The organism is Sinorhizobium glycinis, from assembly GCF_001651865.1.
GTDB classification, from domain to species: Bacteria; Pseudomonadota; Alphaproteobacteria; order Rhizobiales; family Rhizobiaceae; genus Sinorhizobium; species Sinorhizobium glycinis.
Genome location: NZ_LPUX01000064.1, coordinates 237,607 through 258,116, shown reverse-complemented (window position 1 = coordinate 258,116; position 20,510 = coordinate 237,607). Strand labels below are relative to the sequence as shown.

Sequence of the window (20,510 nt, the reverse complement as noted above, 5' to 3'; positions counted from 1 at the left end):
GGCGTCCGCTTAGGCCATCAGGCCGAATGGCGATCAAGCGATGCAGGCGGCATATTTCGCGGCACTTGAAACGGCCTTCGAGGCCCTCGTGAAAGGCGCCCTTGAGATGATCTCCACGACTGCCGCTTGGCTCGCATTCTTTCTTTTTGCCGCAACGATGACCTATGCAGGCGTCAGAGACGTGGCGACGATGACGATCCCGAACCGCCTTGTAGCCTTTCTGCTGGTCGCCTTCGCGGTGTTCGCGCCGCTTGCCGGCGTCGAGCTTTCCACGATCTGGTCGAGCACCCTCGTAGCGTCCGCGGTGCTCGCCTGCACCTTCACGTTCTTCGCCCTCGGCTGGATCGGCGGCGGCGACGCAAAGCTGCTGCCCGTGGCGGTGCTCTGGCTCGGTCCGGACCTGGCCCTGCACTTCGTCGTCTACGCTTCGGTGCTCGGTGCGGTTCTGACACTGTCATTGCTGCAGTTTCGCAGGGTGCCGCTGCCGGTCATCCTGAAGAAACGTGCCTGGTCGAGCCGGTTGCATCAGCCGCAGTCGGGCATTCCGTACGGTGCGGCGATGGCGCCGGCGGCGCTCCTGCTGCTGCCGGAAAGCCATTGGCTCTCCGCCATTCTCTGAAGAAACCGAAATCCCGTTGGAAACAGGTCCTGCCATGATCCGCTTGGTCATCCTCTTTTTCGCACTCGCCTCCGGCGGTGCCGCCTCGTGGCTGGCGCTCGGCTTCACCGAGCAGCCGACCGTCGAGGCCGCCGAGGTTCGGCTGACTCCCACTCAGGAGGTGCTCGTCGCCGCTCAGGGGCTGGCACGCGGCACGACGCTCGAGGAGCCACACCTGCGCTGGCAGGCGTGGGAGGGAGATATTCCCCCCGTGTTCATCAGCCGCAGTGCGCGGCCGGACGCGATTGCGACGCTCAAGGGTTTGCTCGCCCAAAGCAGTTTCGTCGCCGGAGAACCGATCCGCGAGGACAAGCTTGCCCAGCGCGGCGCCGGTTTCCTGTCCAGCATGCTGCCTTCTGGAAAACGGGCAATCGCCGTGCGCGTGACGGCGGAGAGCACGGCCGGCGGTTTCATCCTGCCGAACGACCATGTCGACGTGATCCACACCGTCGCCCGCCCGGATTCCTCAGGGAAGGATGGCAAGGTCGTCAGCCGCGCGATCCTTTCCAACATACGGGTGCTCGCGGTCGATCAGACCATTTCGGAAGGTGCCGACGGTACCTCAGTTGTCGGCAAGACTGCGACGCTCGAGGCAGACCCCGAGCAGATCGCCGTCATCGCCGCGGCGGAGGCTTCCGGCACCGTGTCGCTTGCGCTGCGGGCTGTCGCCGACAACCTGGAAGCGCCGGTTGTCGAGACGGAAGGAAACCGACCAGGGGTCGTGCGCATTGTCAGTGGAGGGCGGCTGTCGATGGTCGAGGTCCCATCCCGCTCCGGCGGCAGCTGATTGATTTTCACGGATTGTCGGACAGATGAAACAGCTCGGAAACACTATCCAGGACACCCCGCGGGCACCGGTTGCGCCGCTCCTGTCCGTCCCGAAGGTGGTCATCACCGTCTTCTGCCGCTCGGAGGCGCTGACGGAGACGATCCGCATGGCGGCGATGGACCGCCGCATGACGCGGGCCACCGTGACGATCAAGGAAGGCGGGATACAGGAAGCTACGGCGCTTTACGGCGGCGTCACATCGCCGAACCTCGTCGTCGTGGAGAACAGCGATGAGGAGGGCCGTCTGATGCCGGCGCTCGAAGCCCTGGCAATGGAGTGCGTCACCGGCACCAAGGTCATCGTCGTCGGCCGTTCCAACGACGTCGGCCTCTATAAGAGGCTGCTCGACGCCGGCGTCAGCGACTACCTGGTCATGCCGCTCGACCCGATCGACTTCGTCGCTGCGGTGCATCGCTGCTTTCGCGACTCCGTCGATGAGAAGCTCGGGCGGATCGTCGCCTTCATCGGTGCCAAGGGCGGAACCGGCTCCTCGACGCTCGCCCACAACGTCGCCTTCGCGATGTCGAAGCGCGTCGATGCCGACGTGCTGATGGCCGACCTCGACCTCCAGTTCGGCACGCTGGGGCTCGCTTTCGACGTGGAGGCCGTCCAGGGCATGACGGAGGTTCTGAGCAGCCCCGACCGCCTGGACGACGTGCTGCTGCGGCGCCTGGCGGTGCCCTACACGGAGCACCTGCACCTGCTTCCGACGACCACCGACCTCAACAGGTTCTTCCATCTGAAGGAGGAGCATGTCGATCATCTCCTGGATGTCGCCCGGTCCAGTTCCTGGCACGTCGTGGTCGATCTGCCGCACATCTGGATGCAGTGGACGCGAAAGATTCTGCTGGAGGCCGACGAGATCGTTATCACCGCAACGCCGGATCTGGCCTCGATGCGCAACGTGAAGAACCTGGTCGAATTTCTGAAGACGGCGCGTCCGAACGATCCGCCGCCGAGACTCGTGCTGAACCGGACAAACACGCCGAAGCTCGCGGAAATCAAGCCGAAGGACTTTGTCGCCGCCGTCGGGCTGGAGGAAAGCGTATGCGTCCCTTTCGATCCGCAGCTGTTCGGCAAGGCGGCCAATAACGGCCAACTGGTCGTCGAGTCGGCGCCCGAGTCCAAGGCGGGACAGGCCATCGCATCGCTTGCCTGGCGGGTCGGCGGCACGCGGGAGAGACGGACGCGAAGGAAAGGACTCCCGGGATTGGTGCAGAGATTCGTTCAACGGCACCAGCAGAAGGCGGCGGCGGGGCTGCGCAAGAAGGCGCACGAACTGAAGAAGTCCGAGGCCGGCGCCTCGGCCGTGGAATTTGCGCTGATCGCACCGGTGTTGGCCCTTGGCCTCGTCGCCATGGCCGATGTTGCCCTGGCGCTGCACGAGCGGATGACGATCGACCACGTCCTTCGGGCCGGGGCCCAAGCCGCCATGGCCGATCCGGGAGCGACGCAGGTCGACAAGGTGCTGCAGTCGACGCTGGCGCAAAGCGCCGTGCCGGCCAATGTCATCCTGGCGCCGGCGAAGCGCTACTGCGCCTGCCCGGAGAACGCCGATGTCAAGCCGGAGGCCGCGCCGCAATGCGGGACGAGCCCTTGCGCGAATGCGGCGCAGCAGCTCGTATTCTATCGGCTTGAAGCGGCGAAGAACTACCAGCCCATGTCCGTGCCGGAGGCGCTGCCGCCCTTCCAGCTCAACTCCTCGATGCAGGTGCAGGTCCGATGACCGTATCGTTCCACATCCTTGGTCGCGCCTGGCGCAGCCAGTCGGGCGCGACGGCGGTCGAATTCTCGCTCGTCTGTTTTCCGCTGCTTCTGCTGGTGCTCGGCGTCATGGAGTTCGGCCGCGCTTTTTACGTGCGCAACGACCTGTCCTATGCTGTCGATTTTGCCGCCCGGCAGGTCCTCATCGGGCAGATCGCGCGCGACGCGCCCGACACGGAGGCGCAGACGAAGCTGGCGAGCGCCGTCCGCGAAAAGTTCGGCAGCGGCGATCCCGAGTTGTTGCAAATTGCCGTCAGCAAGCAAACGGTAGACGGGATCGATTTTCGCGTGTTGTCGATCCGCTACCCGTTCAGGTTCTTCCTTCCCGGGTTGGCGGAGGCTCCCTTCAGCCTCGCTTTTTCGCGGCGCATCCCGATCGGATGACCGATCGGCGGAGTGGGTCATGGTTCGTCGGGGCTTACTTCGCTGATCGGCGGAGCGGGGTTGTTCGGCGGAGGAGCGTTCGACGTTTCGTCGCCGGATTGAACCGGATCGCAGTGCTCCGTGCAGCTGTAGGTCGATCGCCCGGTGCCCCCGTGGACGGTGATCAACCGGCCGCCCGCTGCAACCACGTCGAGGATGATGTTGGCGACCTCTGCGCCGGCGGCATCCATGACGATGAGGTTCGTCGATCCGGGCGTCTTGCCGGTCAGTATGACCGTCTTGTCGTCGCTGAGCGTCGCCTGGGCGATGGCGGGGTTGCCGATGATGAGCGTGCTCGCCGGCCGGGCGAGCATCAGCGGCCTTGCAAAATCGACAATGACCCTGACAACGCCCTCGGTCTGTCGGGTCGGTTCCAGTGCCGTGCTCGGCGGGCGATCTTCCGCCGCCTGCGCCCCGCCAAAAACGGTTGAGGCCAGCAAGGCGAGAACAAGCCGTCCGGCCCCTATATGCCCTGGAACCACGCGCATTTTTCGCTCCCGATCTCTGTGAACGGACGACGACCCATCCGTTCTAATAAAGGCGGCAAAGCAAGAGGATAGTGCGGCCGGACGATTGGACTAGGCCAACAGGCCGACCCTAGTGCGGAAGTGGTATCGGCCATCAGGCCGAATGGATCAAAAGGGTTAATAAAGTCTATATCAAGGCCACACAGCAAGCGGGAAACGAGGCAGAAGCCGGCCCGGCCCTGTGATGCCGAACTTGGCGTCGGCGCAACCCTAACCCAGTGAAGGATCTGTCTCATGAAAAATCTTCTCGTCCGCTTTCTCCGCAACGAATCCGGTGCAACGGCCATCGAATACGGCCTGATCGCCGGCCTGATCGCCGTTGCCATCATCACTGCCGTGCGGACCGTCGGCACCGATGTCGACGCCGCGTTCGACGCGATCGCAGCTGCCCTCTAACGGCGACCCAAGTCACGCGTCGGTCGCCAAGCGAAGCGGAAGGCATTGTCGCCTTCCGCTGTCGCATCTCACGAACAGAGACACCCCAACGGCCAAGTGAAGCGACAACGATGTTCGGCAGAAAATCCATCCCGGATCAAAAGGCTACCGAAACGGAAGTCCAGCACGCGGCGCGCGAAGCGCACTCTGCCATGCCGCCCGAAGTCCCGAAGCCTGCCGAAGTCCCTTCTACCGTCAAAGCGGAAAAAGCCGACCAATATTACAGCCTGAAGAAGGAAGTCTTCAGCGCGCTGATCGCCACGATCGACGTGGCGGCGCTGTCGAGCATGGACGGAGACGAAGCGCGCCAGGAAATCGGCGCGATCGTCAACGACATCGTTTCGGCCAAGAAGGCCGGCATTTCCATGGCCGAGCAGAACGAGCTGCTCCGCGACATCTGCAACGACATTCTGGGCTATGGTCCGCTCGAACCCCTGCTCGCACGCGATGACATCGCCGACATCATGGTGAATGGCGCCGACCAGGTTTTCATCGAGGTCGGTGGCCGGGTGCAGCAGACGGGCATCCGTTTCCGCGACAACGAGCAGCTTCTCAACATCTGCCAGCGCATCGTCAGCCAGGTGGGCCGACGTGTCGATGAGGCAAGTCCGATCTGCGACGCGCGTCTGGCCGACGGCTCGCGTGTCAACGTCATCGCGCCGCCGCTCGCGATCGACGGACCGAGCCTGACCATCCGCAAGTTCAAGAAGGAGAAGCTGAACCTCGACCAACTGGTGCGGTTCGGCTCGATCTCGCCGGAGGGCGCCGAGATCCTCAAGATCGTCGGCCGCGTCCGCTGCAACGTGCTCATTTCGGGCGGTACGGGCTCCGGCAAGACGACGCTCCTGAATTGCCTCACCGGCTATATCGATGACGGCGAACGCATCATCACCTGCGAGGATGCCGCCGAGCTTCAATTGCAGCAGCCGCATGTCGTGCGGCTCGAGACCCGCCCGCCGAACATCGAGGGGCAGGGTGAAATCACCATGCGCAGCCTCGTCAGGAACTGCCTGCGCATGCGGCCGGAGCGGATCATCGTCGGCGAGGTGCGCGGCCCGGAGGCCTTCGACCTCCTGCAGGCGATGAACACCGGCCATGACGGTTCGATGGGGACGCTCCACGCCAACTCTCCGCGCGAGGCGATCTCGCGCATCGAGGCGATGATCACCATGGGCGGTCATTCGCTGCCGGCCAAGGCGATCCGGGAAATGCTGGTTTCATCGGTGGATGTGATCGTCCAGGCGGCACGCCTGCGCGACGGCTCCCGCCGCATCACCCACATCACCGAAGTGCTCGGCATGGAGGGCGACGTGGTCACGACGCAGGACCTCTTCGTCTACGACATTCTCGGCGAGGACGGAAAAGGCAACATCATCGGACGGCACCGTTCCACCGGCATCGGCCGGCCGGCCTTCTGGGATCGCGCCCGCTACTATGGCGAAGAGGCGCGCCTGGCTGCCGCCCTCGATGCCGCCGAGATCAAGGCGGCCGCCTGACGGCCGCTCCCGAGCATCTGACAAAGGCTGATACGGACATGCTGAGTGCTTCGCTGTTTCCCGTGCTCATCTTCCTTCTGGCGTCGAGCTCCGTCGGCGGCCTGATGCTTGCCGCCCTTTATCCGCGGGCCGCGAAGGCCAGCGCCTATCGGCAAAGATTCGAGCGCGTCGCCGGCCGCACGGAGATCAAGCGGGCAGAGACGGCCGACGAGGAGCGCCGCGACCGTCGCCGCTCGGTTGAAAAGACGCTGCGCGAGATAGACGAGCAGCAGAAGGCGCATGCGCGAAAGGGCGGCAAGCCGAAGCTCGACGTCAGGCTCCGCCAGGCGGGTCTCGGCTGGTCGGTCCGCACCTACTGGCTCGCTTGCACCGGCACTGGCCTCGCCGCCTATGTCCCGATATCGCTCCTGGGGCTCGGCGCCCTTACCACGCTGGGCTTTGCCATTGCGGGCGGCCTGTTCCTGCCGCACCTCTACGTGAACACGACGCGCAACAGGCGGCTCAAGCGGTTCACTGCCGAGTTTCCGAATGCGGTGGACGTGATCGTGCGGGGGCTCAAGGCAGGCCTGCCGATGACCGATTGCCTGCGAGTGATTGCTGCCGAAGCCGAGGAGCCGGTCAAGGGTGAATTCCTCACCATCGCGCAGGACCAGACGCTGGGATTGCCGGTCGACGAAGCGGTCGAGCGACTGTGCGAACGCATTCCCTTGCCCGAGGCCAAGTTCTTCTCGATCGTCATCACGATTCAAAGCCGCACCGGCGGCAGCCTCTCGGAGGCGCTCGGAAACCTCTCCAAGGTGCTGCGCGAGCGGAAGAAGATGAAGGCGAAGATCAAGGCCATGAGCGCGGAGGCAAAGTCCTCCGCCGGCATCATCGGGGCCTTGCCGTTCTTCGTCGCCGGCGCCGTGTACCTGACCAGTCCCGACTACATGTCGCTCCTGTTCACGACGATGGCCGGAAAGATGGTGCTTGTCGGCTCGGCCCTGTGGATGGGCGTCGGCACCCTCCTCATGCGCAAAATGATCAACTTCGACTTCTGAGAAACGACATGAACCTTGGCGTCCACATCCCCGATTCGGACCAGCTTTCCGCGATGTTGGCTGGTATTGCCGCCTTCTCTGCGGTCGTCGCGGTTTCCTGGCCCTATATATTCCGCGATACGCTCGCAGAGCGGATGCGCAAGGTGGAGAGCGAGCGCGAGCGCATCAGAAAGCGAGAGCGCACTCGCCTGAATGCCGAAAAAAGCAAGGTGCAGCTCCGCGTGGAGCCCAGGCGCTTCTTCCAGGCGATCGTCGATCGATTCAACCTTGCCAAACAGGCGGAGAATGGCGACATCCTGCGCCAACTGAGCATGGCCGGCTACCGGGGTTACGCTCCGGTGACGACCTTTCTTGCCTTCCGGTTGATAGCGCCATTTGCGCTCTTTGCTGCGTGCCTGATCTATATGCTGCTCGTCCTTCGGCCCGAGGCGCCGCTGCTTGCTGTCATCGGGATGGCCGGCGCCATGGGCTCGCTCGGATATTTCGCTCCGGCGATATTCATCCGGAACAGGATCACCAAGCGCCAGCAGGCGATCCGCCGATCCTGGCCGGAGGCGCTGGACCTCCTGCTGATCACCGTCGAATCCGGCATGGGGATCGAGAGCGCCTTTCGCAAAGTGGGCGAGGAAATCGGCGTGCAATCTCCCGAGGTGGCCGAGGAGATCCTTCTGACGACGGCGGAGCTTTCCTATCTGCAGGACCGGCGGCAGGCCTTCGAGAACTTGGGGCAGAGGACCGGCGTGGAGGGTGTCCGCGCCGTCGTGACCAGCCTGATCCAGGCGGAGAAATATGGGACGCCGCTTGGCCAGGCGCTGCGGGTGATGGCGCAGGAGAACCGCGACATGCGCATGAGCGAGGCGGAGAAGAAGGCGGCCGCGCTTCCCCCGAAGCTCACGGTGCCGATGATCGTGTTTTTCCTGCCGGTTCTCTTCGCGGTGATCATCACGCCGGCTGCCATTCAGATTTCCGGCATTCAATAGGTGAGCGGACGTTGCGGCGCCCCTCTTTGAAGCGGCGGTCGCAACTCCGTACGTGGCTATGTGCCGTTCTCTTCACCTTCAGCGAGGGCAACGATCTTGCCGCCGATGCTTTCCAGCGGCAGCACGAAATCGACAAGACCCGCACCGATTGCGGATTTCGGCATGCCGAAAACCACGGAACTCCCCTCGTCCTGGGCAATCGCCTTGCCGCCCGCCTCGCGCACCGCGCGAAGCCCCTCGGTCCCGTCATTGCCCATGCCGGTCAGGATGACGGCGAGCGCCTCGCCCCTGAAGGCACGGGCGATCGAGCCGAAAAGATACGAACCCGAGGGTTTGAAGCCGTCGGCGGGAACGTCGTTTACGACGCGGATTCGTGATCGGCCGGAGACGCCAAGCTGGAGACCGTCCGGAGCAAGGTAAGCCGTTCCGGGCCTCAGGCGCTCGCCGTCCGCGGCGACCTTGACCCTCAGCGGCACGCTCGCGTCGAGGGATTCGGCGACGCCGTCAATGAAGCCGCTCGACATGTGCTGGACGATCAGAATCGGGGCAGGGAATCTGCTCGACATATTCATCAATATCGACCGGATCGCAGCGGGGCCACCCGTCGAGGCGGCGATGCCGACAATGCCGATCGGCCGATCGGCCGCGGCCGCACGGCGCTGATCGATGCGGCGCCGGTCTCCGGCCCGCTTGCGCCATTGCCTGACCACCTTCACATGGGCCATGGCCTTGATCGTCGACAGGAATTTCTCCGTCGCGGCTTTCTCGAGGCGACCATCGACCGGCGGCGGCGCCGGAATGACCGCAAGAGCACCGGCTTCGAGGGCTCGAGCCGCGGCAACTCCGAGCTCACCGCCATTGTCACGGGACACCATGACGATCGGCGCCGGCGCTGAGACCATGATCTCGCTCACCGCTTCGGCGCTGTCGTGATCACCGAGCCGCAGTTCCATCGTCACGATATCGGGCGACAGTTGCCGCGCCATCGCGACCGCCTCGGCCGTGCTTCTTGCCACGCCGAGGAGCTCCGCCGCCGGATCTCCGCGAACCGCCTTCTCGACGAGTTCCTGAAGATCGACCCTGGAGGTGGCAAGAAGAATGCGAACCATTGCCGCCTCAGACAACCTGGCTCACGGTTTCGAGAAACTGATGCGCATCGAACCGGTTCTTCGCAAAGTAAGCATTGGCACCCGCCTCCAGGCCGCGAGCCCTGTCCTCCGCCGCTTCCCGACCAGTGATGAGGATGATGGGCAGGCCGGCCAGCCGGTCGGAGCTTCTGATCGCTTGCGTCAATTCAAGCCCATCCATTGCCGGCATATCGACATCGGCCACGACGACATCGACCTCATGGTGTCGTAGGTGCTGCAACGCCTCTTGACCGTCGGATGCCATGGCAACGTCGTAGCCCGCCGCCTGGAGGATGAGCCTGACCAGCGTGCGGATATATTTCGAGTCATCGACGACGAGAACCTTGCGGCGCTCGGACGTTGCAATCTGACCGGCGTCGGGGATGGGTGCCGCATGTGTCTCCGGCGCCGCCCCAGCCAGAAGCGAAGTGTTGAGAAGCAGCGCGATGCGACCGTCGTGCAGCACCATCCCGCCGCAGTAGCGTCGGACTTTCTGAAGCCGAGGCCCGAGCGAACGCGCAAGCAGTTCCTGTTCTCCGGCGACCGCGTCTACGAGAACTGCAGTCTGCCTGCCTCCGGCGCGGATGATGATCGCCGGCCGCGCCTCGCTTGAAATGGGCTCGCCAGCCGCTCGCAATCCCAACCAGCGGGCAAGATCGACAAGGGGAAAAGTGCCGGCCCCGGTCGTCACGACCGGTCTGTCCTGTTCGAACCCTATGTCCTCGGCGGCGACCCTTATGACGCGCTCGACGGAAGAGGTGTCGATCGTCAGCACATGCCCGGCAACATGGATCTCCAGGGCGCGAACCGTGGCGAGCGTGAGCGGCAAGGTCAGGGTGAAGGCAGCCCCGCCTTCCGGAACTTGTGCGACATTCGCCGTGCCGCGCATGTCCTCGACAGCCCTTCTGACGATATCGAGCCCGATCCCGCGGCCGGACAGTCGGTTGACCGAGGCCGAAGTGGAGATGCCAGGCTCGAAAATGCGCTGCAGCAGATCTCCCTCTTCTTCCGATTCAATCGAGTCCGTCTGGCCTGCGAGCTTGCGCAGCGATGCCGTGTCCAGGCCGCGGCCGTCATCCTGCACCACCACTTGCACGCGATCGCCGGAGACGGAAGCCGAGACGACAATGCGCCCCTTTTCTAGCTTACCCGCCAGTCGCCGTTCCTCGGGCGACTGGATGCCATGCGCCACGGCATTGCGGACGAGGTGGCGAAGCGAATCCTGCAGTCCGGCGAGAATTGAGCGATCGATCTCGATTTCCCCGCCCCTGATTTCCAGCGCCGCCGATTTTCCCGCGTGCGCCGCCATGTCCCGGACGATGCGCTCCAGCCCCTTGCAGGCTGCGGCGAAGGGTTGCGTGCGGGCGCGGCGCACCTCGTGGTCCAGGGCGGTCACCGCGCTGTGCATCAGTCGTCCGTCATTGCGGAGCGAAGCAGCAAGCTCGCGCAGTCCGGTTTCAATGCCGGCGGTCTCGGTCTCGGAACAGGAGCCGACCGTCCGCAACCTTCTTGCCTGCTCCCTGAGGCGCGAGGCCCGATCGGCATGCGCTCGGACGACCGCATCGAAAGCGAGCAATTCGCCGCTCCTGTGGAGAAGCGCGTCGAGCCGATCGGCCGACACACGCATCGAACCGTCCAGATCGGTCGAACGAACCGGGACCTGATGTGCGGCGGGGGGCGATGGCGGTTTCGGTGGCGCGCTGCCGTGAGACATGCCCGGGGCGACCGCAGCCTGCAACTCGAGAGCGACGCCCTCGGCGCCGGCCGACGAGAGCATTTCGCCGCCTGCCAGCAGCCGCCCCGCCTCCGCAATCGCATCCGCGGCGCGCAGAAGCAGGTCGAGCTTCGTACGATCAAGCGCCGAGCCCTCCTTCGAGGCGTGCGTCAGCACCTCCTCCATCCAATGGCAAATGCTTTCTATGCCGCGCACCTGAACGAGGCCCGCGGCGCCTTTGAGACTATGCGCCATCCTGAGAAGCTGATCCTGCAGACGCCGTTTCTCATCGGCGCCCTCGGCCTCCTCGATTCCGATCAGCATGCGCTCCATATCGCAGGAGCGTTCCCGCACCTCTTGCGTGAAGATTTTCAGGAGCTGGCGGTCGAGTTCTTCCGCTTTCATCATTTTCCGTTGCCATGGTCAGCGAGCATGTCCCTCAGCCGGGAGCCGAGCTCGTTCAAGTCCTTTGCCGCCTCTTCCGCCTGGCGGATGGCCGACAGGTTCTGGCTGCTCGCCTGCTGAATGTAGTGCATCGCATCGTGTATCTGCTTCATGCCGGCTTTCTGCTGGCCGGCGGATGCGGCGATCTGCGCGACGGATCGGGCGGAATCCGCGATGATCGCCTCGAGCTGCCGGATCGTCTCGCCTGCTTCCTTCACGGTTTCGAGCGCCCGGCCGACACTCTTCGTTCCCTCTTCGGCACCGATCACTGCGGCATTCGTCGACTTCTGGATTTCCATGAGGATCCGCCGAACTCTCGTGGTGGCGGTTTTCGACTGGTCGGCAAGGGTCCTGATTTCGCTGGCGACCACGTTGAAGCCCCGGCCGTGTTCGCCCGCGCGCGACGCTTCGATCGCCGCGTTGAGCGCAAGCAGGTTGGTCTGGTCGGCGATCTCGGCGACGACCGAGACGATCTCGCCGATTTCGATACTGTTTTCCGCGAGCGAGAGAATATCGCCGGCAATCGCCTCCGTTCGCGCGTTGACCGCGTTCATCGTCGTGACGGTGTTATCGAGCGCCTTGCGCCCCTCGCTGCTGATCTTCACGGCGGTTTCATAAGAGGCGGCGACCTGCTGGGCGCGCTGCGCCGCCTGTTCCGATGTCTGCAGCACGTCATCGACGCTCGTCACCGTTTCCGCGACGGCGGTGGACTGGTCGCGCATGCCTTCGACCTGTTGCGTGGTTCCGGCCAGGATCTCGGCCGCCGAGGACGAAAGATGCTGTGACGTCTCCGCGATCGTCGCGAGCAGGTCCTCCAGCCGCTCGCGGGCGGCACGCTCATTTTCGATAATGCCTGCAAGTTTCGCCGTCATGCCGTTCAAGGACGCGCCGAGAACGGCCAGTTCGTCATTTCCCGCGACAATGGCCCTTTCGTGCAGATTTCCGGCACTGACGCCTTTCGCAACGTCGACGAGGATGCGCACCCGGCGGGCATAGTGGCGAACGACCCTCAGCACGAGGAAGAGCAAGACGATGGCCAATGCGGACAAGCCCAGCTGCAGCATCTGCGACCGGTAGAGCCTCGTCGCGGCGGTATCCTCGATCCTGTCGATCTTTTCGTTGATCCGGGCCGCGTAGGTCCGGATGTGCCGGTCGAGTTCCTCAAGGAGGGCTGGGCTGGGAGGCGTCTGGCTTATCGTCCGTTCAAGCGCCGGTTTCACCTGTTGCTGCCAGAGTTGGCGCAGCTGCTCCAATTGGGCAACGGCGTCGGGGTCGGTCTCGGCCGCAAACCCAAGGGCCTCGTCGCCGCCGGCCAGCCGCGCGAGCACCCGCTCGTTGCGCTGCATCAGCTCGCGAAGCTCGGAAATGGCCGCAGGCCAGTTCGGGTCGTTCGGCGCCGGCAGGCGTCCGGCCCTGTAGAGCATCTGGTAGAAGATGCGCTCCTTGCTGAGCGACGAAGCCGCCGCGAGGTCGGCGCGGACTCTCTCCAAAGCGACAAAGCTTGATCCGACGAGCAAGGCCGCAGCCGCCGCGAAAAGCAGCATTGCAAAACCCAGTTTGCCGTAGAGGCTCCTCGCGCGCGGGAGGTTCATGGTTGTTCACCCCCTGCGGACTCGTCGGCCAGCTGCTCGCTTTCCAGAAAGAACCGGCGATCGCTGAGGAGAAGAGCGCCTTGCAGGACAACGGTCCCGTCACCCATGGGGATGCGAGCCCAGTCCGGACCGTCGTCACCGCCAGTCGAGGGGCTCTCCGGCGCGGAGAACGTTCTGATCTCCGGCATTTCGTCCGTCACGACCAGGAATTCCGCTTGCGTCTCCCCACAGACGATCGCCCAATCGCCGTCCCGTGAAGCAGCGGCGGGAAGCTGAAGCAGGCTTCGAAGATCGAATACGGGAAGCAATTGACCGCGCAGGTCACAAATGCCGCGCACATAGCTCGGCATGCCCGGCAGCGGAGTGACGCGCGTCATCGAGACGATCTCGCAAACGTAGCGGACTTCCAGCGCAAGGCGGCGGCCCGAGAGTACGAAGGATACGCAACCCGCCGAGTCTTCGTGATCCTCTCCGGTCTCCAGATCCGGATGGGTCGAGGGGAAATGCCGCCGCTCTTCGGATCCGTCACCCCGCGCGGCTGAATCGAGAAGCGCTTCGGTCTGTTCGATGGCCACGGCGATCCTTCGTTTCACGTCGGCCCAGTCGATGGTGCGGTGGATCGTTCTGCTAACTGCGGTCATCGGCAGGAGCTTTCTCTGGGGCGGTGGGCCGTCGATACACCACGCCCGCGGAAGTGGTCGACCTTTCGAAGGGCGCGTGCTGCCAGAGGGGTGGATCGGTTGGAGCGGTGATAAGCCAGCCGCCCTCGACCAGGCACGCGAATAGCTCACGGGCGATCCGGCGGACCGCGGCCGCCTCGAGATAGACGAGGACGTTGCGGCAGAGGATCAGGTCGAATTCGGCGAGGCCTCTTTCAGGAGCAGGAAGCGCGTCGGCCCCGAGGGCGACCTTGGTGAAGCTCACCCGCCCCGCCAGATCGGACCTCAGTCGATACCGGCTCCCGCATTGGTAGAAGTAGCGCTGCCTCCAGCATTCGTCTGTGTTCCGCAGAGCCCATTCGCCAAAGTCGGCACCGGCGGCGTCGCTGAGCGCCTTGCGCGAAATGTCAGACGCCGCGATTTCAACCTTGTGCGAGAGGCCACCCTCTTCGCAGAGGATTGCGACCGAATAGGGTTCCTCGCCGCTTGCGCAGCCGAGGCTCCAGATCCGGACGGGCGAGCCCGGCGGACGGCTTCGGCATAACTCTGGAAGAATTGTATCCCTGACCAGGTCGAACTGGGCCGCACCGCGGAAGAAATGGGTCTCGCCGACGGTGACCTCATCGATGAATTCCTCTTTGAGATCTTCGTCCGCATCGATCTGATCGAGGTTCAAGCCTCGCCGGACCATGAGGCGGCGGATCGCCGATACGGCAGCCTGTTTGCGGAATGCCGCGACGCTCGGCCCGATCTTGCTGGTGATCTTTGCGAGGAGAGGCCCCGCGTCCGAGAGGACCGCACCGGACGCGTTTACGTCGCCCTCGCCCCGGATGGGCCGATTGGCTGGGAGCGCGACTCTCGAAAACCTCTCTTTCGCTGGGCGCATTGTCGTTCCAAATCGATTTCGTTGCGATCGAAACTACGGGCTCGCAGGCATTTGGGCTATTCGTCCGGATGGCCAGAAAGCGGCCTAGCCGACCGGCCTATCGGTTCTCATCTTTGCGGTCGGCAACAGGCGGGCGCCGGCGGCGGCCGCTTCCTGGCGGTTCCTTACCCTGAGGCTGCGGAAGAGGGCGGCCATATGGATCTTGACGGTTCCTTCGCCGAGGCGAAGCTTGCGGGCGATTTCCTTGTTCGAAAGACCCTCGACCAGCAGCAGCAGAACCTCGCGCTGCCTCGGCGTGAGGAATTCGATCGTTCGCCGCGACGGCTCTTCGCCGTGCCCGCCCGTCGCCGGCGATGGTTCCGGTTCCGCCGGATAGGGCGTGCGGCCGGCGAGTGAAGGCGGGACATAGATGGCGCCGCTCAAGATGACGCGCAGCGCGGCGGCGAGTTCCGAGGCGCCGAGGCTCTTCGGAACATAGCCATGGATTCCGGCCGCCAGCGAAGCGAGAATGTCGTTCCGGCGCGATGAAGCGGAAACCACCGCCACCTTCACGTCGGGGTGAACCTCGCGCACTGCACCGAGGCTCGCGGCGCTCTCCATGCCCGGCATGGTGAGATCGAACAGCGCCAACGAGACATCGTCGCGGTCCGCCAGGCGCTCGATCGCCTCATCGAGAGATCCCGTCTCCACGACGTCGGAAAAGCCGAGCTTCGCCTTCAAGATGGCCGCGAGCGCAATCCGGAAGAACTCGTCGTCATCCGCGACAAGTGCGACGCCAAACGCATTCATCGATGCTCCCCCAGGTTCAGGTGGACCGGATGCTCTGCGTCAGGAATGGGCCGGTCCACCGATGAAGGTCACGAATGTCCTGCAACTAACGATCGTTTCTTCCTGCCTGTTCCCGCTGTTCGGTGTCTATGGTTAACGGTTTCTGCGATTTCCTTCGCCTGTTGTCCCGAAAATGGAAATACATCCCAATCCGGACGTTCAGCCAAGTCGGCTTGTTCGATTGCTTTGCCAATCAGTTTCGAGATTTCCGAGGCATCTCTCCGAGTCCTATCCCCCAAAAGTGGAAACTGCTCGTTCGAAGACAACGAACGGAGGTGGTCTTCGGTTCCACCAAAAGGCGAGTATTGCTGCACGTGGCGATTGCTCATCTGATGCCACCAGGCGCCGTGCTCCGGATAGAGGAGGCAGCTCCGGGGCTCTGCGCCCTGGTCCAGCGTTCCTGGCCGATCTTCTCACCCCCCGTCACAACCTTGCATCAACCGCGCAACTTCCCGGCCGTTGACAATTTTTGCAAGGCGTGAAATTTATTGCACATGAGCCGATAAAAATTTCATGCATTGCAAAAATTATCACGCAACGCAGCATTCGGGTGGAGGCAATGGCGATCATCGGGGGAACGGCGGTTCGGGATGACGAGGCGAGCATGGCGACGCGCGCGGCGTGGCTGCATTACGCCGGCGGGTTGACCCAGGCCGAAGTCGCCAAGCGCCTGGGGCTGACCTCGCTGAAAGCCCATCGTCTTATCATGAAGGCCAACCAGGAAGGTTTGGTGAAAGTCTATATCGACGGCGACGTTTCCGAATGCGTCGAACTCGAACAGAAGCTTTCGGGGCGCTACGGCCTCGACTATTGCGAGGTTGTTCCGGATTTCGATAGCGACGACCTGCCGCTGAAGGCGCTCGGAATCTCCGGTGCGCAATTCCTGAGGCGCGAGATCGAGCGCGGCGAGACGGCGCTGATCGGCGTCGGCCACGGACGAACGCTGGCCGCTTGCGTAGAGTATCTGCCGCGCACCGCCAGCAACAACACGCGCTTCGTCTCCTTGCTCGGCGGCCTGACGCGCAAGTTCTCCGCCAATCCGCATGACGTGATCCACCGCCTGGCGGAACGCACCGGTGCCGAAGCCTTTGTGATGCCGGTGCCATTCTTCGCCAACACGGTCGAGGACCGTGACGTGCTCTTCAGCCAGCGCGGCGTTCGCGAGGTCTTCGATCTCGCGAAATCGGCCGACCTGCTGATGGTCGGCATCGGCACGGCCGAGCGCGAGGCATCGCTGGTTGCGACCGGCATGATCGAGATGCGCGAAATCGAGGACATTCAGAAAGGCGGCGCCATGGGCGAACTGCTCGGTCACTTCTTCGACGCGAAGGGCCGGCCGATCGAGACGGCGCTTTCCAACCGCACCTTTACGCTCGGTCGCGAGGACTTGAGGGACCGGCGCACCGTGGCGGTCGCCGGCGGCAGGATCAAGGCACGGGCGATCCGCGCCGTGCTCGAAAGCGGGCTCTTGAACGGGCTGATCACGGACGAGCGCACGGCGCAGGCGCTCGCCGCCTAGCGCATCGGCCCGAAAATCGGACCCGATTTTCGGAAAGCACGATGCGTAGGTTCAAAGACTTACAGCGTCCTTGTGCGTCCCAAAGGACGCACGGCGCTGTAGGGGCAGCATACGAGAGCTGCGGTAGGGGGAGGAAACCACCGCAGCCGGGAGGCAATACCGGTCGGGTAGCCGGTCAGTTCAGTGGAGAATTCTTACCCGCAACGGAGGAGAGAACGAGATGTATGAGAAGGAGAAAGACCTCATTGGCGCCTTTCTGCGCGGGGAGGTGGACCGTCGCGGCCTGCTGAAGGGCCTGGGTGCGGCCGGTCTGACGGCCGGCACCGCAGGGACGTTGTTCAACATGATGTCGACCGAGGCGCTCGCCGCCGACTTCGACTGGAAGGCGCATTCCGGCAAGTCGGTGAAGCTGCTTCTGAACAAGCATCCCTATGCCGACGCGATGATCGCCAACCTCCAGACCTTCAAGGACCTGACCGGCATGGAGGTCACCTACGACGTCTTCCCGGAGGACGTCTATTTCGACAAGGTGACGGCGGCGCTCTCGTCGAGCTCGACGGAATACGACGCCTTCATGACCGGCGCCTATATGACCTGGACCTACGGCCCGGCCGGCTGGATCACCGATCTCAACGAATGGATCAAGGACTCATCCAAGACCAATCCGCAATATGGCTGGGACGATTTCCTGCCGGGCGTCAAGGCATCCTGCGCCTGGAACGGCCAACCGGGCGGGGCGCTCGGTTCGGAAGACGCCAAGCAATGGTGCATTCCCTGGGGCTACGAGCAGAACAACCTCTCCTACAACAAGGAGATGTTCGACAAGGCGGGCGTCAGTGTTCCGAAGAACCTCGACGAGCTGCTGACGACGGCTGCAAAGCTCACCAAGGACGTCGGCGGCGGGGTCTACGGCATCGGCGTGCGCGGCTCGCGCTCCTGGGCGACCATCCATCCGGGCTTCCTCTCCGGCTATGCGAACTTCGGCCAGAAGGACCTCAACGTCTCGGCCGACGGCAAGCTTTCGGCGGCGATGAACACGGCGGAATCCAAGGCCTTCCACGCCAAATGGGTGCAGATGATCCAGGAGAGCGGCCCGAAGGACTGGTCGACCTATACCTGGTACCAGGTCGGCACCGACCTCGGCGCCGGCGCCTCCGCGATGATCTACGACGCCGACATCCTCGGCTACTTCATGAACGGCGGCGACAACAAGATGGCCGGCAAGCTCGCCTATGCCCCCTTCGCCGCCAATCCGGCCGCGTCGGCACCGACGCCGAACATCTGGATCTGGTCGCTGTCGATGTCCAATTTCTCCAAGGACAAGGATGCCACCTGGTACTTCCTGCAATGGGCGACGGGGCTCGAGCACGCGATCTTCGGCGCGACCAAGATGGACTTCGTCAATCCGGTCCGTGCTTCCGTCTGGAAGGACGAAATCTTCCGCGAGCGGCTGAAGAAGAGCTATCCGGGCTATGTGGAAATGCACGACATTTCCGCGCCGGGCGCCAAGATTCACTTCACCGCCCAGCCGCTGTTCTTCGACCTGACCACCGAATGGGCGGCGACGCTCCAGAAGATGGTGGCCAAGGAAGTGCCGGTCGACGAGGGGCTCGACAAGCTGGCCGAAAGCATCAACCGCCAGCTTGCGGAAGCGGGGCTCGGCTGATCGTGAGCGACGCCGGTCCGTCAAGGCGGGCCGGTCATCACAAGACGCATGTGCATACGAGGAGGGGTCTGGCTGCGCCGGCCGCGGCCGGCCCCTTCATCGCCGTCGACAAGGCATTGAACGGAACTGGTCATGGCTTCAGTGACGCAATCCGGGGCAGGGACCCGCGGCTTCAGGATCAGCAAGAGGGTTCTGCCCTATGTGCTTTCCCTGCCGGCGCTTCTCGTCTGCATCGGCATCCTGATCCCGTTCTTCTCGGCGGTGATCTATTCCTTCCAGCGCTACCGGCTGAGCCAGCCCTGGGCACGCCAGTTCAACTGGGGTGAGAACTACCTGAATTTCTTCACTGATTCCGGCTTCTGGAACACGCTTAGGGTGTCGCTCCTCTATGCCGGCACAACAGTGATCCTCGAGCTTCTGCTCGGCCTCGGCATCGCGCTGCTTTTGCAGCGGCGCTCGACCGTCAACAACTTCATCTCGATCATGCTGCTCCTGCCGCTGATGACCGCACCGGCGCTCGCGGCGCTGATGTGGAAGCTGATGACCAATCCGGGCTTCGGGATCCTGAGCTACTTCGCCAGCCTGATAGGGCTCGAGAACTTCCGCTGGGCCTCGTCGCCGGATACGGCGCTGCTGACGGTCGTGCTCGTCGACATCTGGGTCTACACGCCCTTCATCATGATCCTTCTGCTCGCCGGCCTGCGCTCCCTGCCGACCCAACCCTTCGAGGCGGCCGCGCTCGACGGCGTGCCGCGCACCTTCGTCTTCTTCCGGATCACCCTGCCGATGCTGACGCCCTATATCCTGACGGCGACGCTCTTCCGGCTGCTCGACTCGATCCAGCAATTCGACATCATCTATGCGATGACGCAGGGCGGCCCGGGCGACACGCTGACCGTCTTCCAGGTCGAGGCCTATCTGAATTTCTTCCAGTCGACCAATGTCGGCCGTTCCGCCGCACTGCTGATCATCCTGTGGGCGATCACCTACACGCTGTCGAATGTCTTCATCAAGAACTGGCTCAGGCTGCGCGAGCGCGCCCGCGGCGAGGCGTAGGAGGTCAAGATGGAAGCCATGTCTCCGCTCGAACGCATCCTGCGCGGCATCGCGCTTACGCTCGTCGTCATCTTCTTCATGTTCCCGATCGTCTGGATCCTGCTGATGTCCTTCCAGACGAACGAGACGATCCTCAGGATCCCCCCATCGGTGGTCTTCACTCCAACGCTCGACAACTATGCGGCGCTGATCACCGGCAAGCTGCAGACCGCCGCCGGCACGCTCGACATCGCCTTCATGCGCAACCTCGGGAATTCGGTATTCCTGTCGGTCGTCTCCGTCGCGGTGGCGTTGCTCCTCGGCGTGCCGGCCGCCTATGCCTTCGCGCGGCACAAGTTCAGGGGTTCGGAGGACATCGCCTTTACGCTGCTCTCCTTCCGCTTCGCGCCGCCCTTGCTCGTGCTCCTGCCGCTGACGCAATATTTCCAGTGGCTCGGCCTCTCGAACACCTATTTCGGACTGATCTGGGTCTATCAGCTCATCTGCCTGCCGCTCATCCTGTGGATCGTGCGCGGCTATTTCGAGGATATCTCGGCCGATGTCGAATATGCCTATCGTATTGCCGGCCATTCCTGGTTCGCGACCTTCCGCAAGATCGCCCTGCCGCTGGCAGGGCCGGGGATCGCCGCGGCCGGCCTGCTGGCCTTCATCTTCGCCTGGAACAATTTCGTCTTCGCCCTGGTGCTGGCATCGGCCGACAAGCAGCCGGTGACGGTCGGCGCGCTTGCCTTCGTCACGGCCTCCGGCATCCAATACGGCCAGATCGCCGCGGCGATCGTATTGTCGATCACGCCGACGCTCGCACTCGCACTCTACGCCCAGCGCTACCTCGTCGAAGGCCTGTCGCTCGGTGCGGTAAAGGGATAA

At 63.7% G+C, this 20,510-nt stretch carries 19 protein-coding genes; 12 read left to right on the top strand and 7 right to left on the bottom strand.

Annotated elements, in window-relative coordinates; genetic code table 11:
* Window positions 1-106: 106 nt before the first annotated feature.
* From AU381_RS21100 to AU381_RS21085, 4 genes are read left to right on the top strand one after another with little or no spacing between them, the layout of a single operon-like run.
* Window positions 107-619 (top strand): A24 family peptidase, encoded by a 513-nt coding sequence (locus AU381_RS21100; RefSeq protein ID WP_064244170.1) that lies wholly within the window; start codon window positions 107-109, stop codon window positions 617-619.
* 34 nt (window positions 620-653) lie between these two features.
* Window positions 654-1,445 carry a Flp pilus assembly protein CpaB gene (gene cpaB, locus AU381_RS21095; RefSeq protein ID WP_064243686.1) on the top strand — a complete coding sequence of 264 codons (792 nt, stop codon included), beginning with the start codon at window positions 654-656 and terminating at the stop codon, window positions 1,443-1,445.
* 25 nt (window positions 1,446-1,470) lie between these two features.
* The gene (locus AU381_RS21090; RefSeq protein ID WP_064243685.1) at window positions 1,471-3,213 is read left to right on the top strand and encodes an AAA family ATPase; all 1,743 of its coding nucleotides are present in this window, start codon (window positions 1,471-1,473) and stop codon (window positions 3,211-3,213) included.
* Window positions 3,210-3,635, top strand: coding sequence for a TadE/TadG family type IV pilus assembly protein (locus AU381_RS21085; RefSeq protein WP_064243684.1), 426 nt, complete (start codon window positions 3,210-3,212; stop codon window positions 3,633-3,635). Before AU381_RS21090 ends, AU381_RS21085 begins: the two co-directional genes overlap by 4 nt.
* A gap of 17 nt (window positions 3,636-3,652) precedes the next feature.
* Here the strand turns inward: AU381_RS21085 and AU381_RS21080 are convergent, their stop codons facing one another.
* Window positions 3,653-4,162 (bottom strand): pilus assembly protein N-terminal domain-containing protein, encoded by a 510-nt coding sequence (locus AU381_RS21080; protein ID WP_064243683.1) that lies wholly within the window; start codon window positions 4,160-4,162, stop codon window positions 3,653-3,655.
* 273 nt (window positions 4,163-4,435) lie between these two features.
* On the opposite strand from AU381_RS21080, the gene AU381_RS21075 reads away from it, so the two are divergent.
* The 4 genes from AU381_RS21075 to AU381_RS21060 all read left to right on the top strand — a co-directional run bounded on the left by AU381_RS21075 (window position 4,436) and on the right by AU381_RS21060 (window position 8,152).
* The gene (locus tag AU381_RS21075) at window positions 4,436-4,597 is read left to right on the top strand and encodes a Flp family type IVb pilin (protein WP_064243682.1); all 162 of its coding nucleotides are present in this window, start codon (window positions 4,436-4,438) and stop codon (window positions 4,595-4,597) included.
* 110 nt (window positions 4,598-4,707) lie between these two features.
* Window positions 4,708-6,132: a TadA family conjugal transfer-associated ATPase gene (locus tag AU381_RS21070; RefSeq protein WP_156528645.1), complete on the top strand. Its 1,425-nt coding sequence runs from the start codon at window positions 4,708-4,710 to the stop codon at window positions 6,130-6,132.
* A gap of 38 nt (window positions 6,133-6,170) precedes the next feature.
* On the top strand, window positions 6,171-7,172 hold the full coding sequence (locus AU381_RS21065) for a type II secretion system F family protein (protein ID WP_064243681.1): 1,002 nt from the start codon (window positions 6,171-6,173) through the stop codon (window positions 7,170-7,172).
* An 8-nt stretch (window positions 7,173-7,180) separates the two neighbouring features.
* Window positions 7,181-8,152: a type II secretion system F family protein gene (locus AU381_RS21060; RefSeq protein ID WP_064243680.1), complete on the top strand. Its 972-nt coding sequence runs from the start codon at window positions 7,181-7,183 to the stop codon at window positions 8,150-8,152.
* 56 nt (window positions 8,153-8,208) lie between these two features.
* On the opposite strand, the gene AU381_RS21055 is transcribed toward AU381_RS21060, so the two are convergent.
* The 6 genes from AU381_RS21055 to AU381_RS21030 form a co-directional block, all read right to left on the bottom strand.
* Window positions 8,209-9,261: a chemotaxis protein CheB gene (locus tag AU381_RS21055; protein WP_064243679.1), complete on the bottom strand. Its 1,053-nt coding sequence runs from the start codon at window positions 9,259-9,261 to the stop codon at window positions 8,209-8,211.
* Window positions 9,262-9,268: 7 nt separating this feature from the next.
* The gene (locus AU381_RS21050) at window positions 9,269-11,401 is read right to left on the bottom strand and encodes a hybrid sensor histidine kinase/response regulator (RefSeq protein WP_162273446.1); all 2,133 of its coding nucleotides are present in this window, start codon (window positions 11,399-11,401) and stop codon (window positions 9,269-9,271) included.
* Window positions 11,398-13,029, bottom strand: a complete 1,632-nt coding sequence (locus AU381_RS21045) for a HAMP domain-containing methyl-accepting chemotaxis protein (RefSeq protein ID WP_064243677.1) — start codon at window positions 13,027-13,029, stop codon at window positions 11,398-11,400. Before AU381_RS21045 ends, AU381_RS21050 begins: the two co-directional genes overlap by 4 nt.
* Window positions 13,026-13,670 (bottom strand): chemotaxis protein CheW, encoded by a 645-nt coding sequence (locus tag AU381_RS21040; RefSeq protein WP_064243676.1) that lies wholly within the window; start codon window positions 13,668-13,670, stop codon window positions 13,026-13,028. Before AU381_RS21040 ends, AU381_RS21045 begins: the two co-directional genes overlap by 4 nt.
* Window positions 13,657-14,574 (bottom strand): CheR family methyltransferase, encoded by a 918-nt coding sequence (locus AU381_RS21035; RefSeq protein ID WP_064243675.1) that lies wholly within the window; start codon window positions 14,572-14,574, stop codon window positions 13,657-13,659. The genes AU381_RS21040 and AU381_RS21035 overlap by 14 nt, the downstream gene beginning before the upstream one ends.
* 84 nt (window positions 14,575-14,658) lie before the next feature.
* Window positions 14,659-15,363: a LuxR C-terminal-related transcriptional regulator gene (locus AU381_RS21030; protein ID WP_064243674.1), complete on the bottom strand. Its 705-nt coding sequence runs from the start codon at window positions 15,361-15,363 to the stop codon at window positions 14,659-14,661.
* 598 nt (window positions 15,364-15,961) lie between these two features.
* On the opposite strand from AU381_RS21030, the gene AU381_RS21025 reads away from it, so the two are divergent.
* The 4 genes from AU381_RS21025 (at window position 15,962) to AU381_RS21010 (ending at window position 20,510) form a co-directional block, all read left to right on the top strand.
* Complete coding sequence (locus AU381_RS21025; RefSeq protein ID WP_064243673.1) at window positions 15,962-16,921, top strand: sugar-binding transcriptional regulator; 960 nt, start codon at window positions 15,962-15,964, stop codon at window positions 16,919-16,921.
* Window positions 16,922-17,141: 220 nt separating this feature from the next.
* Window positions 17,142-18,587, top strand: coding sequence for an ABC transporter substrate-binding protein (locus tag AU381_RS21020; RefSeq protein ID WP_064243672.1), 1,446 nt, complete (start codon window positions 17,142-17,144; stop codon window positions 18,585-18,587).
* A 132-nt stretch (window positions 18,588-18,719) separates the two neighbouring features.
* Window positions 18,720-19,643: a carbohydrate ABC transporter permease gene (locus tag AU381_RS21015; RefSeq protein WP_064243671.1), complete on the top strand. Its 924-nt coding sequence runs from the start codon at window positions 18,720-18,722 to the stop codon at window positions 19,641-19,643.
* A gap of 9 nt (window positions 19,644-19,652) precedes the next feature.
* Window positions 19,653-20,510 (top strand): carbohydrate ABC transporter permease, encoded by an 858-nt coding sequence (locus tag AU381_RS21010; RefSeq protein WP_064243670.1) that lies wholly within the window; start codon window positions 19,653-19,655, stop codon window positions 20,508-20,510.

Coding starts and splice junctions, on each gene's coding strand:
- cpaB (WP_064243686.1), top strand. CDS start 654: ATGATCCGCTTGGTCATCCTCTTTTTCGCACTCGCCTCCGGCGGTGCC.
- AU381_RS21030 (WP_064243674.1), bottom strand. CDS start 15,363: ATGAATGCGTTTGGCGTCGCACTTGTCGCGGATGACGACGAGTTCTTC.
- AU381_RS21090 (WP_064243685.1), top strand. CDS start 1,471: ATGAAACAGCTCGGAAACACTATCCAGGACACCCCGCGGGCACCGGTT.
- AU381_RS21085 (WP_064243684.1), top strand. CDS start 3,210: ATGACCGTATCGTTCCACATCCTTGGTCGCGCCTGGCGCAGCCAGTCG.
- AU381_RS21045 (WP_064243677.1), bottom strand. CDS start 13,029: ATGAACCTCCCGCGCGCGAGGAGCCTCTACGGCAAACTGGGTTTTGCA.
- AU381_RS21010 (WP_064243670.1), top strand. CDS start 19,653: ATGGAAGCCATGTCTCCGCTCGAACGCATCCTGCGCGGCATCGCGCTT.
- AU381_RS21025 (WP_064243673.1), top strand. CDS start 15,962: ATGGCGATCATCGGGGGAACGGCGGTTCGGGATGACGAGGCGAGCATG.
- AU381_RS21015 (WP_064243671.1), top strand. CDS start 18,720: ATGGCTTCAGTGACGCAATCCGGGGCAGGGACCCGCGGCTTCAGGATC.
- AU381_RS21060 (WP_064243680.1), top strand. CDS start 7,181: ATGAACCTTGGCGTCCACATCCCCGATTCGGACCAGCTTTCCGCGATG.
- AU381_RS21055 (WP_064243679.1), bottom strand. CDS start 9,261: ATGGTTCGCATTCTTCTTGCCACCTCCAGGGTCGATCTTCAGGAACTC.
- AU381_RS21100 (WP_064244170.1), top strand. CDS start 107: ATGATCTCCACGACTGCCGCTTGGCTCGCATTCTTTCTTTTTGCCGCA.
- AU381_RS21050 (WP_162273446.1), bottom strand. CDS start 11,401: ATGATGAAAGCGGAAGAACTCGACCGCCAGCTCCTGAAAATCTTCACG.
- AU381_RS21080 (WP_064243683.1), bottom strand. CDS start 4,162: ATGCGCGTGGTTCCAGGGCATATAGGGGCCGGACGGCTTGTTCTCGCC.
- AU381_RS21035 (WP_064243675.1), bottom strand. CDS start 14,574: ATGCGCCCAGCGAAAGAGAGGTTTTCGAGAGTCGCGCTCCCAGCCAAT.
- AU381_RS21070 (WP_156528645.1), top strand. CDS start 4,708: ATGTTCGGCAGAAAATCCATCCCGGATCAAAAGGCTACCGAAACGGAA.
- AU381_RS21020 (WP_064243672.1), top strand. CDS start 17,142: ATGTATGAGAAGGAGAAAGACCTCATTGGCGCCTTTCTGCGCGGGGAG.
- AU381_RS21065 (WP_064243681.1), top strand. CDS start 6,171: ATGCTGAGTGCTTCGCTGTTTCCCGTGCTCATCTTCCTTCTGGCGTCG.
- AU381_RS21040 (WP_064243676.1), bottom strand. CDS start 13,670: ATGACCGCAGTTAGCAGAACGATCCACCGCACCATCGACTGGGCCGAC.
- AU381_RS21075 (WP_064243682.1), top strand. CDS start 4,436: ATGAAAAATCTTCTCGTCCGCTTTCTCCGCAACGAATCCGGTGCAACG.